Annotated in this window: 15 protein-coding genes; 8 read left to right on the top strand and 7 right to left on the bottom strand. The window is 72.7% G+C overall.

Annotated features, from left to right (window positions below):
• The first annotated feature begins 230 nt into the window (after window positions 1-230).
• Window positions 231-1220, top strand: coding sequence for a GTP 3',8-cyclase MoaA (moaA, locus tag IG64_RS30545; RefSeq protein WP_037862089.1), 990 nt, complete (start codon window positions 231-233; stop codon window positions 1218-1220).
• Window positions 1221-1252: 32 nt separating this feature from the next.
• Here the strand turns inward: moaA and IG64_RS30540 are convergent, their stop codons facing one another.
• Entirely contained in the window at window positions 1253-1474 is a 222-nt protein-coding gene (locus tag IG64_RS30540; RefSeq protein WP_037862087.1) for a hypothetical protein, read from the bottom strand.
• 223 nt (window positions 1475-1697) lie between these two features.
• Window positions 1698-2177, bottom strand: coding sequence for a DUF3099 domain-containing protein (locus IG64_RS30535; protein ID WP_037862084.1), 480 nt, complete (start codon window positions 2175-2177; stop codon window positions 1698-1700).
• Window positions 2178-2481: 304 nt separating this feature from the next.
• Here IG64_RS30535 and IG64_RS30530 point away from each other — a divergent pair, with 304 nt between their 5' ends.
• Window positions 2482-2769 (top strand): GlsB/YeaQ/YmgE family stress response membrane protein, encoded by a 288-nt coding sequence (locus tag IG64_RS30530; RefSeq protein WP_037862082.1) that lies wholly within the window; start codon window positions 2482-2484, stop codon window positions 2767-2769.
• Between the two features lie 142 nt (window positions 2770-2911).
• On the opposite strand, the gene tyrS is transcribed toward IG64_RS30530, so the two are convergent.
• The 3 genes from tyrS to IG64_RS30515 form a co-directional block, all read right to left on the bottom strand.
• Entirely contained in the window at window positions 2912-4180 is a 1269-nt protein-coding gene (gene tyrS / locus IG64_RS30525; protein ID WP_037862081.1) for a tyrosine--tRNA ligase, read from the bottom strand.
• A gap of 76 nt (window positions 4181-4256) precedes the next feature.
• A complete protein-coding gene (locus IG64_RS30520) occupies window positions 4257-5651 on the bottom strand; it encodes a metallopeptidase TldD-related protein (RefSeq protein ID WP_037862079.1) in 1395 nt (464 codons plus the stop codon).
• On the bottom strand, window positions 5648-7210 hold the full coding sequence (locus IG64_RS30515) for a TldD/PmbA family protein (protein ID WP_420710013.1): 1563 nt from the start codon (window positions 7208-7210) through the stop codon (window positions 5648-5650). Before IG64_RS30515 ends, IG64_RS30520 begins: the two co-directional genes overlap by 4 nt.
• A gap of 217 nt (window positions 7211-7427) precedes the next feature.
• Here IG64_RS30515 and fabG point away from each other — a divergent pair, with 217 nt between their 5' ends.
• The gene (gene fabG, locus IG64_RS30510; RefSeq protein ID WP_037862077.1) at window positions 7428-8132 is read left to right on the top strand and encodes a 3-oxoacyl-[acyl-carrier-protein] reductase; all 705 of its coding nucleotides are present in this window, start codon (window positions 7428-7430) and stop codon (window positions 8130-8132) included.
• A 2-nt stretch (window positions 8133-8134) separates the two neighbouring features.
• Window positions 8135-8902, top strand: a complete 768-nt coding sequence (gene fabI, locus IG64_RS30505) for an enoyl-ACP reductase FabI (RefSeq protein WP_037862076.1) — start codon at window positions 8135-8137, stop codon at window positions 8900-8902.
• 320 nt (window positions 8903-9222) lie between these two features.
• Here the strand turns inward: fabI and IG64_RS30500 are convergent, their stop codons facing one another.
• A complete protein-coding gene (locus IG64_RS30500; RefSeq protein ID WP_037862074.1) occupies window positions 9223-9915 on the bottom strand; it encodes a FadR/GntR family transcriptional regulator in 693 nt (230 codons plus the stop codon).
• A 91-nt stretch (window positions 9916-10006) separates the two neighbouring features.
• Here IG64_RS30500 and IG64_RS30495 point away from each other — a divergent pair, with 91 nt between their 5' ends.
• The 4 genes from IG64_RS30495 (at window position 10007) to IG64_RS30485 (ending at window position 12582) form a co-directional block, all read left to right on the top strand.
• Window positions 10007-11365 (top strand): CynX/NimT family MFS transporter, encoded by a 1359-nt coding sequence (locus IG64_RS30495; RefSeq protein ID WP_037862123.1) that lies wholly within the window; start codon window positions 10007-10009, stop codon window positions 11363-11365.
• 47 nt (window positions 11366-11412) lie between these two features.
• Window positions 11413-11532 carry an SGM_5486 family transporter-associated protein gene (locus IG64_RS42920; protein ID WP_267883420.1) on the top strand — a complete coding sequence of 40 codons (120 nt, stop codon included), beginning with the start codon at window positions 11413-11415 and terminating at the stop codon, window positions 11530-11532.
• Window positions 11533-11742: 210 nt separating this feature from the next.
• The gene (locus IG64_RS30490) at window positions 11743-11949 is read left to right on the top strand and encodes a hypothetical protein (RefSeq protein WP_037862072.1); all 207 of its coding nucleotides are present in this window, start codon (window positions 11743-11745) and stop codon (window positions 11947-11949) included.
• A 114-nt stretch (window positions 11950-12063) separates the two neighbouring features.
• Window positions 12064-12582: a SixA phosphatase family protein gene (locus tag IG64_RS30485; protein ID WP_037862070.1), complete on the top strand. Its 519-nt coding sequence runs from the start codon at window positions 12064-12066 to the stop codon at window positions 12580-12582.
• 276 nt (window positions 12583-12858) lie between these two features.
• Here IG64_RS30485 and serB read toward each other — a convergent pair whose 3' ends face one another.
• Window positions 12859-14067: a phosphoserine phosphatase SerB gene (gene serB, locus IG64_RS30480; RefSeq protein ID WP_037862066.1), complete on the bottom strand. Its 1209-nt coding sequence runs from the start codon at window positions 14065-14067 to the stop codon at window positions 12859-12861.
• Between the last annotated feature and the right edge of the window lie 486 nt (window positions 14068-14553).

The raw sequence follows: 14553 nt of genomic DNA, 5'->3' as shown, positions 1-14553 counted from the left end.
CCCGCACCGCGCGCCGCAGGGCAACCGGCCCGCGACCGTGCGCCCGGCGACGCGTCCCGGGCGGCGGCGGCCGTGCCGTGGGGATCGTAGAGACCTACGACACGGCCGCCGCCCACGTCGTGGGATCGGGACCGGTGTCGCTGTCGGTTCCGTCACGTAGGCTCGCAGGAGAAGGAACACGAGGCCGAGGACGAGTGTTCCGCTGTCAGGCGAAGAGGGAGGGGGCCCACGTGCTCATCGACACCTACGGCCGGGTGGCCACCGACCTGCGGGTCTCACTGACCGACCGGTGCAACCTGCGCTGCACCTACTGCATGCCCGAGGAGGGCCTGCAGTGGCTGGCCAAGCCCGATCTGCTCACCGACGACGAGATCGTCCGGCTGATCGGCATCGCGGTCACCTCCCTGGGCATCGAGGAGGTCCGCTTCACCGGCGGGGAGCCCCTGCTGCGCCCCGGCCTGGTCGGCATCGTGGAGCGCGTCGCGGCCCTCGACCCGCGCCCCCGGATGTCCCTCACCACCAACGGCATCGGACTCAGGCGCACGGCGGCGGCCCTGAAGGCGGCCGGTCTCGACCGGGTCAACGTCTCCCTGGACACCCTGCGCCCCGACGTCTTCAAGGCGCTCACCCGCCGGGACCGCCACAAGGACGTCCTCGACGGACTCCTGGCCGCCCGCGACGCCGGACTGACCCCGGTGAAGGTGAACACCGTCCTGATGCCGGGGCTGAACGCGGACGAGGCCCCCGACCTGCTCGCCTGGGCCGTGGAGCACGACTACGAACTGCGCTTCATCGAGCAGATGCCGCTGGACGCCCAGCACGGCTGGAAGCGCGAGGGCATGGTCACCGCGGGGGACATCCTCACCGCGCTGCGCACCCGCTTCACGCTGACCCCCGAGGGCGCCGCCGAGCGGGGCTCGGCCCCCGCCGAGCGGTGGATCGTCGACGGCGGCCCGCACCGCGTCGGCGTCATCGCCTCCGTCACCCGCCCGTTCTGCGCGGCCTGCGACCGCACCCGCCTCACCGCCGACGGCCAGATCCGCACCTGCCTGTTCGCCACCGAGGAGACCGACCTGCGGACGGCCCTGCGCTCGGGCGCACCCGACGAGGAGATCGCCCGCCTGTGGCGGCTGGCGATGTGGGGCAAGAAGGCCGGTGCGGGCCTGGACGACCCGTCGTTCGTCCAGCCCGACCGCCCGATGTCCGCGATCGGCGGCTGACGGCCCCGCCGGGCGTCCGGCGGGGCCGTGGCTCAGGTCTCTTCGGAGGCCTGCCACTCGGTCAGCAGGACCACGTCCTTGAGGAAGCCGCGCACCCCGAGGAACTGCGACAGGTGCTCCCGGTGCTCGTCGCACGCCAGCCACGTCTTGCGCCGCTCGGGCGTGTGGATCTTCGGGTTGTTCCAGGCCAGCACCCACACGGCGGCCGCACGGCAGCCCTTGGCGGAGCAGATCGGGGCGGTCTCGTCACTCACGGTTTCGTCTCACAGCCACTGCGCACAAGGCGACGCCGAGCAGCCACGGGGGGAGCTGCCCGGCGTCGGTCCGTCGCTCCGACGGGGGATGCGGAGCGCGTACGAAGTATGTCACGAGTGACCCGTCGCCCGGGACCGGAACAACATGATTGATCTGAGCATTTCTTGAGGTTCGCCCGCGGCTCCCGGCGCTGCGCACGGGCGGCCGGGCGGACACCGCCGGTCACACCCCGTCGCGTCGCTCCCGCGCGGCGCCCGCCGTACCCGCCGCCCGGTCGCCCGCCCCGTCCTCGGCGACGGATTGCGCGAAGCCGCTCCCGGAGCCGCCGGTGCCCGCGTCCTCGCCGGACCCCGCCCGCTCGCCCGAGCCGCCACCGGCGGCGTCGTCCGTCGTCCGCGGCGCCGTGATCATCGGCTTCGTGGGCACGGTGACGAAGGTCGACGGAAGCTTCGGCGCGTTCTCCCGGCCGGCGTTGGCGATCACCACGGCGATGTACGGCAGCGCCGCGCCGAGCACCAGGGCCACGATCGCCACGTACCGCTCGACGTTCCACAGCGTCACCGCGAGGAGCACCGCCACCGTACGGATCGCCATGGAGATGACATACCGGCGCTGACGGCCCCGGACGTCCTCCTGGAGGCCCGTGCGGGCACCGGTGATCCGGAACACCTCGACGCCGCCACCGCCATGCTGCTTCCGCATCACACTTCCACCATCCGCCCGCATCGGACACCGCCCGGTCCGTCTCCGGCTCCCGGCCGAGGACCCCGGCCCGGCCCGCACTCGCTCACCCTCCACGGTACGCCGCGCTCACCCCGCCCACGAGACCGGGTCGGCCCCCACTGCCTGCGTGTCTGCCTGCGCGAACGGCGCACGCGCCCCCCCGCCGGGCGCCGCGCGCACGCGCTCCGCGCCCGGTGTCCGCGGCGGCGCCCGACATGCGCCGCAGGGTCGGCCCCCCGACACTGGCGGTAATGCTCACGTCGAGCCGGACGAGGAGGCAGCCATGGGCTGGTTGTGGGCGATCATCGTGGGTTTCATTCTCGGCCTGATCGCCAAGGCGGTCATTCCCGGCAAACAGCACAGCCCGCTCTGGCTGACCACCATCTTCGGCATGCTCGGAGCCATCGCGGGCAACGCCGTCGCCCGGGCGGTCGGTGTGGAGTCCACGCGCGGCATCGACTGGAGCCGGCACATCTTCCAGCTCGTCGCCGCGATCATCATCGTCGCCGTCGGTGACATGGCGTACATGGCGATGTGGGGCAACCAGCACCGGCGACGCGAACGGGCGTGACCTCAGCGGCACCGGCCACCGCGACGGCACGGAACACGGCGAGGGAACGGCACGGAACACGGCGAGGGAACGGCACGGACCACGGCGAGGGGCGGCCCCGGGACCAGCGTCCCGCGACCGCCCCTCGGGTCACCGCGTCCGGTCAGCCGGCCGTGACCTCGACCGCCGCCAGGTTCTTCTTGCCCCGGCGCAGCACCAGCCACCGTCCGTGCAGCAGGTCCTCCCGGGCGGGCACGGCGTCCTCGGCGGTGATCTTGACGTTGTTCACGTAGGCACCGCCCTCCTTCACCGTGCGGCGCGCGGCCGACTTGCTGGGCACCAGGCCGACCTCGGCGAACAGGTCGACGACCTGACCCAGCTCCGCGACCCGGACGTGCGGCACCTCGGCCAGCGCCGCGGCCAGCGTCCGCTCGTCCAGCTCCGCCAGCTCGCCCTGCCCGAACAGCGCACGGGAGGCGGCGATCACGGCGGCGGTCTGGTCGGCGCCGTGCACCAGCGTCGTCAGTTCCTCCGCAAGCGCGCGCTGCGCGGCCCGTGCCTGCGGACGCTGCCGCGTCTGCTCCTCCAGCTCCTCCAGCTCCTCGCGGGAGCGGAAGGACAGGATGCGCAGGTACTTGGAGATGTCCCGGTCGTCCACGTTCAGCCAGAACTGGTAGAACGCGTACGGCGTCGTCATCTCCGGGTCGAGCCAGACGGCGCCGCCCTCGGTCTTGCCGAACTTGGTGCCGTCCGCCTTGGTCATCAGCGGCGTCGCCAGCGCGTGCACGCTCGCGTCCGGCTCCAGCCGGTGGATCAGGTCCAGCCCGGCGGTGAGGTTGCCCCACTGGTCGCTGCCGCCCTGCTGCAGCGTGCAGCCGTGGCGCCGGTAGAGCTGCAGGAAGTCCATGCCCTGCAGGATCTGGTAGCTGAACTCGGTGTAGCTGATGCCCTGGTCGGACTCCAGGCGCCGGGCCACGGAGTCCTTCGTCAGCATCTTGTTGACGCGGAAGTGCTTGCCGATGTCCCGCAGGAACTCGATCGCCGACAGGTTCTGCGTCCAGTCCAGGTTGTTCACCATGACCGCGGCGTTCTCGCCCTCGAAGGACAGGAACGGCTCGATCTGCCGGCGCAGCTTCTCCACCCAGCCGGCCACCGTCTCCGGCGCGTTCAGCGTGCGCTCGGCCGTCGGGCGGGGGTCGCCGATCAGGCCCGTGGCACCGCCGACCAGCGCCAGCGGCCGGTGACCGGCCTGCTGGAGCCGGCGCACGGTGAGCACCTGCACCAGGTGCCCCACGTGCAGCGACGGCGCGGTCGGGTCGAAGCCGCAATAGAACGTGACGGGACCGTCCGCGAGCGCCTTGCGCAAAGCGTCCTCGTCGGTGGACAGGGCGAACAGCCCACGCCACTTCAGCTCGTCGACGATGTCCGTCACGGTTCTCGTGTCTCCTAGGTGATGCCGGGATGGTGCTCAGGGGCGTCGGGCAGTCGGGTGACGGCCGACTACGAGGTTATACGCCCTGGCTGACAGAGCTCATGTTGAAATCCGGGACGCGCAGCGCGGGCATCGCGGCCCGCGTGAACCAGTCGTTCCACTCGCGCGGCAGCGTCCGCTCGGTGCGCCCGGCCTGCGTCGCCCGGCCCAGCAGGTCCACCGGCGACTCGTTGAACCGGAAGTTGTTGACCTCGCCCGTCACCTCGCCGTTCTCGACCAGGTACACCCCGTCCCGGGTCAGGCCCGTCAGCAGCAGCGTCGCCGGATCCACCTCACGGATGTACCACAGGCAGGTCAGCAGCAGCCCGCGCTCCGTCCCGGCGACCATCTCCTCCAGTGAGCGGTCCCCGCCGCCGTCCAGGATCAGGTTCCCGGCCGAGGGGGCCACGGGCAGCCCGGTCAGGGCCGCGCTGTGCCGGGTGGTCAGCAGGTGCGCCAGGCGCCCGCCGCCGATCCACTCGGTGGCCCGCACCGGCAGCCCGTTGTCGAACACCGACTGGTCGCCGCCGGAGGAGTGCGCGACGACGAACGGCGCGCACTGCAGGCCCGGCTCCTGCGGGTCGCTGCGCAGCGTCAGCGGCAGCTCGCTGAGCCGGTCACCGACCCGCGTGCCGCCGCCCGGCCGGGAGAACACGGTCCGCCCCTCGGCCGCGTCCCGGCCCGAGGAGGACCACAGCTGGTAGATGAGCAGGTCCGCGACCGCGGTCGGCGGCAGCAGCGTCTCGTAGCGCCCGGCAGGCAGCTCCACCCGCCGCCCGGCCCAGCCCAGCCGTACGGCCAGCTCCGCGTCCAGCGCCGTCGGGTCGACGTCCTTGAAGTCCCGCGTGGCCCGCCCCGCCCAGGCCGAGCGGGTGCGGTCCGGGCTCTTGGCGTTCAGCTCCAGGGTGCCGCTGGGCTGGTCGTGGCGCAGGCGCAGTCCGGTCGACGTGCCCAGGTAGGTGGACACCAGCTCATGGCTGGCGAAGCCGTACAGCTCCCGGCCGCCGGCCCGCGCGCGGGCGAACGACTCGCCGAGGGCGGGCGCGAAGTCCGCGAACACCGCGGAGGAGGTCTCGGCGGGCGCGTCGGTGAAGTCCGGGGACGCGGGCACGCCGGTGACCAGCGGCTGCGCGTCCTCGGCGGGACCGGCCGACCGCGCGGCGGCCTCGGCGGCCCGCACCAGCGGCTCCAGCTCGTCCGCGCCCACCGCCGACCTGGACACCACCCCGGAGGCGGTGCCCTCCTGGCCGTCGACGGTCGCGACGACGGTGAGCGCGCGCCCGCGCGTGACGCCGTTGGTGGTGAGCGCGTTGCCCGCCCAGCGCAGGTTCGCGGTCGAGGTCTCGTCCGCGATGACGACGCACCCGTCGGCCCGGGACAGGGCGAGGGCGCGCTCGACGACCTCGTGCGGCTTGCTCGTACGCGGACTCATCGACCGGCCTCCTGGGTGGTGTTCAAGATGTTGACGCCCTTGAAGAGGGCCGAGGGGCAGCCGTGGGAGACGGCCGCGATCTGACCCGGCTGGGCCTTGCCGCAGTTGAAGGCGCCGCCGAGGACGTACGTCTGCGGGCCGCCCACGGCCGCCATCGAACCCCAGAAGTCGGTCGTGGTCGCCTGGTAGGCGACGTCCCGCAGCTGCCCGGCCAGCCGCCCGTTCTCGATCCGGAAGAACCGCTGGCCGGTAAATTGAAAGTTGTACCTTTGCATGTCGATCGACCATGACCGGTCCCCGACCACGTAGATGCCCCGCTCGACACCGCCGATCAGGTCCTCCGTCGACATCCCGGCCGGGTCCGGCAGCAGCGACACGTTCGCCATGCGCTGCACCGGCACGTGCCCGGGGGAGTCGGCGTAGGCGCACCCGTTGGAGCGCTCGAACCCGGTCAGCCGCGCGATCCTGCGGTCCAGCTGGTAGCCCACCAGCGTCCCGTCCTTCACCAGGTCCCAGGACTGCGCCTGGACCCCCTCGTCGTCGTAGCCGACGGTCGCCAGGCCGTGCTCGGCGGTGCGGTCGCCGGTGACGTTCATCAGCTCCGAGCCGTACCGCAGCTTGCCGAGCCGGTCGAAGGTGGCGAAGGACGTACCGGCGTAGGCGGCCTCGTAGCCGAGCGCCCGGTCCAGTTCGGTGGCGTGCCCGATGGACTCGTGGATGGTCAGCCACAGGTTGGACGGGTCGACGACCAGGTCGTAGACGCCCGCCTCGACGCTCGGCGCGCGCATCTTCTCCGCGAGCAGTGCGGGCATCCGCTCCAGTTCGCCGTCCCAGTCCCAGCCGGTCCCGGTCAGGTACTCCCAGCCGCGCCCCGCCGGCGGGGCCAGCGTCCGCATGGAGTCGAACTCCCCGCTGGAGCCGTCCACCGACACGGCCGTCAGCTGCGGGTGCAGCCGCACCCGCTGCTGCGTGGTGACGGTGCCCGCGGTGTCGGCGTAGAACTTGTTCTCGTGCACGGTCAGCAGCGAGGCGTCCACGTGGTCCACGCCGTCGGCCGCCAGCAGCCGCGCGCTGAAGTCGGCGAGCAGCGCCGACTTCTCCTCCCCGGGCACCGCGAAGGGGTCGATCTCGTACGACGACACCCAGGTCTTCTCGGCGTGCACGGGCTCGTCGGCCAGCTCCACCCTCTCCTCGGACCCGGCCGCGGCGATCACCTGCGCGGACAGCTTCGCCATCGCCACCGCCTGCGAGGCGACCCGGGCGGCGGCGTCCATGGTCAGATCCACCCCGGACGCGAACCCCCACGTTCCGCCGTGCACGACCCGCACCGCGTACCCCAGGTCGGTGGTGTCCGAGGACCCGGCCGGCCGCGCGTCCCGCAGCCGCCAGGACGCGCTGCGCACCCGCTCGAACCGGAAGTCGGCGTGCTCGGCGCCGAGCGCCCGCGCGCGGGCGAGGGCGGCGTCGGCCAGGGCGCGCAGCGGAAGGGCCGTGAAGGCCTCGTCGATCGTATGTGGCACGGGGGTCTCCCTGCTCTCGTGGCCTGTCGGACCGATCATGTCGTGCGGGCGGCGGAGCGGACCACACGTTTGCGGCCCGGGTCCGCCTTTTTCTGTAGGGACTCGACAGAGCTGCCCCGCCGCCACTGTCGGTGCCCGATTGTCCGCGGTAGCGGCCGGACCGATAGGTTTTCGGTGAAGCCGCCTGCCCCCGTCTGTCGTCGAGGCTCCGGGCGCGCGTTCGGAACGATTGAGTCCGCTATGAAAGGGTGATCCGTTGAGCCGCTCGGTTCTCGTCACCGGAGGCAACCGGGGCATCGGCCTCGCCATCGCCCGCGCGTTCGCCGAGGCCGGCGACAAGGTCGCGATCACGTACCGCTCGGGGGAACCGCCGGAGGGCTTCCTCGCCGTCCGCTGCGACATCACCGACCCCGAGCAGGTGGAGCAGGCCTACAAGGAGATCGAGGCCCAGCACGGCACGGTCGAGGTCCTGGTCGCCAACGCCGGCGTCACCAGGGACCAGCTCCTGATGCGCATGTCCGAGGAGGACTTCGCCTCGGTCATCGACACCAACCTCACCGGCACCTTCCGTGTCGTCAAGCGGGCCAACCGCGGCATGCTGCGCGCCAAGAAGGGCCGCGTGGTCCTGATCTCGTCGGTCGTCGGGCTGCTCGGCTCCGCGGGGCAGGCCAACTACGCCGCCTCCAAGGCCGGCCTGGTCGGCTTCGCGCGCTCCCTCGCCCGTGAGCTGGGCTCGCGCAACATCACCTTCAACGTCGTCGCCCCCGGTTTCGTCGACACCGACATGACGCGGGCGCTCAACGACGAGCAGCGCGAGAACATCCTGACGCAGGTGCCGCTCGGCCGGTACGCGCAGCCGGAGGAGATCGCCGCCGCGGTGCGCTTCCTCGCCTCCGACGACGCCTCGTACATCACTGGAGCCGTCATTCCCGTTGACGGCGGACTGGGAATGGGTCACTGATCATGAGCGGAATCCTCGAGGGCAAGCGCGTCCTGATCACCGGTGTGCTGACGGAGGCGTCCATCGCCTTCCACGCCGCCAAGCTGGCCCAGGAGCAGGGCGCCGAGGTCATCCTGACCGCGTTCCCGCGGCCCACGCTGACCGAGCGCATCGCCAGGAAGCTGCCGAAGCCCGCCAAGGTCATCGAGCTGGACGTCACCAACGACGAGCACCTCGCCCGGCTCGCGGACCTCGTGGGCGAGGAGCTGGGCGGCCTCGACGGCGTCGTGCACTCCATCGGTTTCGCGCCGCAGGACGCGCTCGGCGGCAACTTCCTCAACACGCCGTTCGAGTCCGTGGCCACCGCCATGCACGTCTCGGCGTTCTCCCTGAAGTCGCTGACCATGGCCTGCCTGCCGCTGATGCAGAACGGCGGTTCGGTCGTCGGCCTCACCTTCGACGCGCAGTACGCCTGGCCGCAGTACGACTGGATGGGCCCGGCCAAGGCCGCCCTGGAGGCCACCAGCCGCTACATGGCGCGCGACCTGGGCAAGCAGAACATCCGCTGCAACCTCGTCTCCGCGGGCCCGCTCGGCTCCATGGCCGCCAAGTCCATCCCGGGCTTCAGCGACCTGGCCTCCGTGTGGGACAGCCGCTCCCCGCTGGAGTGGGACCTCAAGGACCCCGAGCCGGCCGGCCGCGGCATCGTCGCGCTGCTGAGCGACTGGTTCCCCAAGACCACCGGCGAGATCATCCACGTGGACGGCGGCCTGCACGCCATCGGCGCGTGAGCACCACCGCCGCCACGGCATGAGCCCGCGGGGCCCGCATCCTCCGGGGTGCGGGCCCCGCGGGCTTCACCCCGCCGGTGCCCGGAAGGCGGGCCGACCGGTGCGCCCGGTGACTCCACCCGGTCCGGTGGCTCAGGTGCGCACGGCACCACCGTGCCGTACCGCACGGAGTCGTACGCGGACGTCTCCGCGGCGCGCGGGGGCGGTCGGCCGGCACCCCCTGGCCGGCCGCGGACCTGTCGCCAGCGCGCGTGCGCGCGGGCGGCACCGCGGCGCCCGAGCCGTCCGGTGCCGCCCGCCGCAGGCGTCCCGGGCTCGGCTCACGCCCGCCCGGGCGGGCCGACCCGGGCCGGACGGCACTGGAACGGGTAGCTCGCCGCCTCCGCGGCGGCGGCCTCCGCGTCGCCCACCCGGATCGCGTCGACCAGCCGGGTGTGGTCCATGTTCGACCGGTCGGTCAGCTCCGCGCCCACGTCCGCGCGCAGCCAGTCCCGCATGACCTCGCCCAGGTCCGCGTACATCGCCGTCATGACGTCGTTGTGCGAGGCGGCCACCACCGCCAGGTGGAAGGTGGCGTCCGCCGTGACGAACGCCTCCGCGTCACCGCTCTGCCAGGCCTCCTCCCGCCGTACCAGCAGCGCGTCGAGCTGCTTGAGGTCCTTCTCGCCGCGCCGCGTCGCCGCCAGCTTCGCCGCGGCCGACTCCAGCGTGGAACGCAGCTCGGCCACGTGCCGCGGGTCCGCGTCGGCGAACCGGCGCTGCATCACGCCCGCCAGCTCGCTGGTGGCCACCACGTACGTGCCGGACCCCTGGCGGATGTCCAGCAGACCGTTGTGGGCGAGGGCGCGGACCGCCTCGCGGACGGTGTTGCGGGCGACGCCGAGCTGCTCCACCAGCTCGGGCTCGGTCGGGATGCGGGAGCCGACCGGCCACTCGCCCGAGGAGATCTGGCTCCGCAGCGCGGCGATGACCTGCTCGGACAGGGCCGAGCGGCGCTGATGGCTCAAAGGCATGGCACACCTTCGCGAGCGGGACCGGGGAGCGGGATCCCGGACCCTGGACGGACTGGACACTTAATCATCCCATCATTCTATGATGGGCCTCATGGCACGTGAGGAAACAACCCGGACCACGACGTCACCGACCGAGCACCAGGCCCCGGCCGCGACCGCCGCCCCCCGGGTTCCCGGGGCGGATCCCGCACCCGGGAAACCCGCCACGCGCGCGTGGGCGACCCGCCTGGTGGTCATCGGCATCGTGCTGTCCGCGCTGAACCTCCGGCCCGCCATCACCAGCCTCGGCGCCCTCCTGGAAGAGGTCCGCGACGGGCTCGGGATGAGCGGCAGCGTCGCCGGGGTGCTCACCTCCGTGCCCCCGCTCTGCTTCGCCGTCTTCGGCGTCATGGCACCCCGGCTCGCCCGCCGCTTCGGCCCCGCCGCCGTGGTCTGCGCGGGCATGGCCGCCATCGGCGCCGGACTGCTCGTGCGGCCCTACGCCGGCGGCACGGCCGGGTTCCTGGCCGCCAGCGCGCTCGCCCTCATGGGCATCGCCGTCAGCAACGTCCTGATGCCGGTCATCGTCAAGCGCTGGTTCCCCGACCGGGTCGGTTCCATGACCGGCCTGTACTCGATGGCGCTCGCCCTCGGCACCTCGTCCGCAGCCGCCGCGACCGTGCCGCTGACCAACGCCCTGGGCGGCGACTGGCAGCCCGGCCTGGCCGTGTGGGCGGTGCTCGCCCTGGCCGCCGTCCTCCCCTGGCTGCCGCTGGTCCGCGACCGCGACCGGGGTGCGGCACCCGCCGCCCCCGGCGCCGCACGGCAGGCACCGCGGGAGCAGTCGCCGGCCCGCGGGGCGTCCGCGGGCGCGGAGGCGCCGGCCCTGCGGATCACCCGCAGCCGTACCGCCTGGGCACTGGCCGTCTTCTTCGGGCTCCAGGCCACCGCCGCCTACATCACCATGGGCTGGATGGCGCAGATCTTCCGCGACGCGGGAGTCTCCGCCGGCACCGCCGGGCTGCTGCTCGCCGTCACCATGGTGATGGGCGTACCGCTGGCCTTCGTCATCCCGCGCCTGGCCACCCGGCTGCCCCACCAGGGCCCCATCGTCCTCGCGCTCGGCGTCTGCGGCCTCGCCGGGTACGCCGGCCTGTACCTGGCACCGGCCGGCGGGGCCTGGGCCTGGGCGGTGCTGCTCGGCGTCTCGAACTGCGCCTTCCCGCTGGCCCTGACCATGGTCGGCATGCGGGCCCGGACCGGCGCGGGCGTGGCCCAGCTGTCGGCCTTCGCCCAGAGCACCGGCTACCTGATCTCCATCCCGGGGCCGCTCCTGGTCGGCGTCCTGAACCAGAGCAGCGGTGGCTGGGGCCTGCCCATCGCGCTCATGTGCGCGCTCATGGTCCCGCAGATGGTGGTGGGCTGGGTGGCCGGCCGCGACCGCACCGTGGAGGAGGAGGCGGCGCGCTGAGACGCCCCCGGCGCCCGCGCGCGGGGAGCGGGTGCGAAACTGGGGCCATGCAGCCTGTGCTCGACCCGAACCCGAAGAACAGCCAGAAGAAGATGCTGCTGATCTTCGGCTCCTTCTTCGCCATCTTCGTGATCATCGCCATCGTCGCGACCGTGGTCTCGCCCTGACCCGGCCCCTGCTGGACCCCGGCGCCCCGCCTGCCCCGCGCGCCTCCGTACGGGCCGCGGGGTAGGGCTGGCCCCCCGTCCCCTAGGGGGTACAGGTCAGGGTCGAGTGGGTGGATCACCGGATAGGCCCCGGCCCGCCGGTTCCGTACCTTCGAGATGTGACCGCGGACAGGCGGTCCGTGAAGCCCTCGGAGACCAGCGGAGGCGATCATGCCGGTCCGTACGCACACCCGGACCCGCCCGGCGACCACGGGCGGGGTGGACATCCGGTTGCCGTGGTGGGCCCTGGCCCTGCCGGCCCTCGCCTTCGTCGCCCTGCTCGCTCTGATACTGAACCCGTCGGACGCCCATGCGGCCACCGGCGACCCCGCGATCACCCAGCTCCTGCAGCGCGCCCAGGAACTGCTCGGCCGCTGAGCCGGCGCCCCTCCCCACGACCGCCGGTCCCGCTCCGTGCCGGACCCGCCACGCATGGGGCACGCCTGTCAACTCCCTGCGCCTCATGGCCTGTTTCATGCGAAGCTGGATTCCATGAGCGTCGCAGAACCCCGCAGGATCGTCCTCTTCCGGCATGCGAAAGCCGACTGGCCACAAGTGACCGATCACGAGCGACCACTGGCCGAGCGGGGCCGCAAGGACGCGGCGGTGGCCGGCCGCAAGTTCGCCGACGCCGGTGTCGTGTTCGACCTGGCCCTGTGCTCGACCGCCGTGCGCACCCGTGAGACCTGGAAGCTCGCCGTCCACGAGCTGCCGGAGCGGCCGAAAACCGTCTATGAGGAGCGGATCTACGACGCCTCGCCGGGCGAACTGATCGCCGTGCTCAACGAGACGCCGGACGACGTGCGCAACGCCGTCCTGATCGGCCACAACCCGGGCATCCAGGGTCTGACCGAGGTGCTGTCCGGCGCGGCCGAGGGCGACGCCCGTGAGCGGCTGAGCCGCCGAGGCTTCCCGGCTGCGGCGTTCGCCGTCCTCTCCTTCGACGGCCCCTGGAAGACCCTGGAGCCGGGCGTGGCCACGCTGGTCGACTACTGGGCACCCTCGGAGTGAGCGATGGCCCCGGGCCCTGGGCCCGGGGCTCAGCGGCCGGGGGGCTTGCGCAGGCCCTCGGCACAGGCCCGGCGGGCGCGCGCAGGCACTCACGGCGCGGCCGAGGTGTGCAGGCCGTCGGCGGACGGCCGAGGTGCTCAGGCCCCCGGCGGACGGCGGAGTGCCCAGCCCGCCGGCACACGGCGTAGGTGCCCTGGCCGTCAGCACGCGGCGTAGGCGTCACGCGGCGTTGGTGCCATACGGCGTGGGTGTCACACGACGTAGGTGTGCAGGCCCTCAGCGCTCCTCGTGGGCGTCCGCCGCCTCGACCTCTTCGCGGGTGACACCGAGCAGGTAGAGGACGGTGTCGAGGAAGGGCACGTTCACCGCCGTGTGCGCGGCCTCGCGGACCACCGGCTTGGCGTTGAAGGCTACGCCGAGACCCGCCGCGTTCAGCATGTCCAGATCGTTCGCACCGTCACCGATCGCCACGGTCTGCGCCAGCGGTACGCCCGCCTCGGCGGCGAACCTGCGCAGCAGCCGTGCCTTGCCGGCCCGGTCGACGATCTCGCCCGTGACCCGTCCCGTCAGCTTCCCGTCGACTATCTCCAGCGTGTTGGCCTGCGCGAAGTCCAGTCCGAGCCGGTCCTTCAGATCGTCCGTGACCTGGGTGAAACCACCCGAGACCACACCGACCTGGTAACCGAGCCGCTTCAGCGTACGGATCAGGGTCCGCGCGCCCGGCGTCAGCCGCACCTCGCTGCGCACCTTGTCCACCACCGAGGCGTCCAGCCCCGCCAGGAGCGCCACCCGGGCGTGCAGCGACTGCTCGAAGTCCAGTTCCCCGCGCATCGCGGCCGCCGTCACCTCGGCGACCTTGTCCTCGCACCCCGCGTGCGCGGCGAACAGCTCGATCACCTCGTCCTGGATGAGCGTCGAGTCCACGTCCATGACGACCAGGCGCTGGGCCCGGCGGTGCAGCCCCGCCGCGACGACCGCCACGTCGACCCCGAGGGCCGCCGCGTCCGTCGCCAGCGCGGTGCGCAGCGGTTCGGTCTCCACCCCGGACACGGCGAACTCCACGGCCGTGACCGGGTACTTGGCGAGCCGGAAGATCCGGTCGATGTTCCCGCCGGTCTTGGTGATCCGCGCCGCGATCTGGGCGGTGGCCTCGGCGGTGAGCGGGTGGCCGAGCACGGTGACCAGGGAGCGTCCGAGGCCGCGCGGCCGGTTGTCGCCCCGGCCCGAGATGATCTCCGCCTGCATCCTCATCGACTCGGCCCAGCTGTGCACCGTGGCGCGCAGGTCGCCCTCCAGACCGGGGGACGGCTGGGTGACGAGCGCGCACAGCACCATCCGGCCACGGGTGACGACCTGCTCGATGTCGACCACGTCGACGGAGTAGGCCGCGAGGGTGTCGAAGAGACCGGCCGTGATGCCCGGCCTGTCCTTCCCGAAGATCTTGACGAGAAGGGTGAGGTCATCGGAACTCTGCGAAGCGCTCATGGTGATTCCACCGTATCCGGCACCCCGTGCCTTGCGCCCCCCAGGTCCGCCTGGCGGACAGCGAACAGCCGGTGACGTCCAGGTGGCCGACGGGCACCGGGACGACCAGCCCCGCGCCGGGATCCGCCACCTCCGGCCCGGACCCGGCCGCCCTCGGCCGCAGCCCCGGTGCCGCTGGCGCGATCTCGACGGCGGGGCGCGCCTCGACGCCCCTTCCGGCCGGCCGCGGGACGCGGTGACCGCGCCCACGGCACCGCGTGCCGCCGCCGCGAGGGTCCGCCGTGTGTCCTCCTCGGGCCGGAATACCACTTTCCGGCCGGGTTTCGACCCCGCGGCTGCCGTCCGGCGGGGGTGCGCGTTACGCACTCATGACAAGGCCCGGCTTTCGGTCAGAGGGCGGAGCCTGGAATAGTTCACCACGATGTTCGACATCCCTAGACTCCCCGCGACGGGGGCAATTCGGGGGACAACTCAGTGGGGCTTGGA

This window comes from Streptomyces sp. NRRL S-340, assembly GCF_000720185.1.
Lineage (GTDB): Bacteria > Actinomycetota > Actinomycetes > Streptomycetales > Streptomycetaceae > Streptomyces.
Note: the sequence above shows the minus strand (reverse complement) of the source record. Positions and strands in the feature narration are given on the sequence as shown.

Coding starts and splice junctions, on each gene's coding strand:
- IG64_RS30535 (WP_037862084.1), bottom strand. CDS start 2,177: ATGCGGAAGCAGCATGGCGGTGGCGGCGTCGAGGTGTTCCGGATCACC.
- IG64_RS30530 (WP_037862082.1), top strand. CDS start 2,482: ATGGGCTGGTTGTGGGCGATCATCGTGGGTTTCATTCTCGGCCTGATC.
- IG64_RS30520 (WP_037862079.1), bottom strand. CDS start 5,651: ATGAGTCCGCGTACGAGCAAGCCGCACGAGGTCGTCGAGCGCGCCCTC.
- IG64_RS30515 (WP_420710013.1), bottom strand. CDS start 7,210: ATGATCGGTCCGACAGGCCACGAGAGCAGGGAGACCCCCGTGCCACAT.
- fabI (WP_037862076.1), top strand. CDS start 8,135: ATGAGCGGAATCCTCGAGGGCAAGCGCGTCCTGATCACCGGTGTGCTG.
- IG64_RS30500 (WP_037862074.1), bottom strand. CDS start 9,915: ATGCCTTTGAGCCATCAGCGCCGCTCGGCCCTGTCCGAGCAGGTCATC.
- IG64_RS30495 (WP_037862123.1), top strand. CDS start 10,007: ATGGCACGTGAGGAAACAACCCGGACCACGACGTCACCGACCGAGCAC.
- IG64_RS42920 (WP_267883420.1), top strand. CDS start 11,413: ATGCAGCCTGTGCTCGACCCGAACCCGAAGAACAGCCAGAAGAAGATG.
- IG64_RS30490 (WP_037862072.1), top strand. CDS start 11,743: ATGCCGGTCCGTACGCACACCCGGACCCGCCCGGCGACCACGGGCGGG.
- IG64_RS30485 (WP_037862070.1), top strand. CDS start 12,064: ATGAGCGTCGCAGAACCCCGCAGGATCGTCCTCTTCCGGCATGCGAAA.
- serB (WP_037862066.1), bottom strand. CDS start 14,067: ATGAGCGCTTCGCAGAGTTCCGATGACCTCACCCTTCTCGTCAAGATC.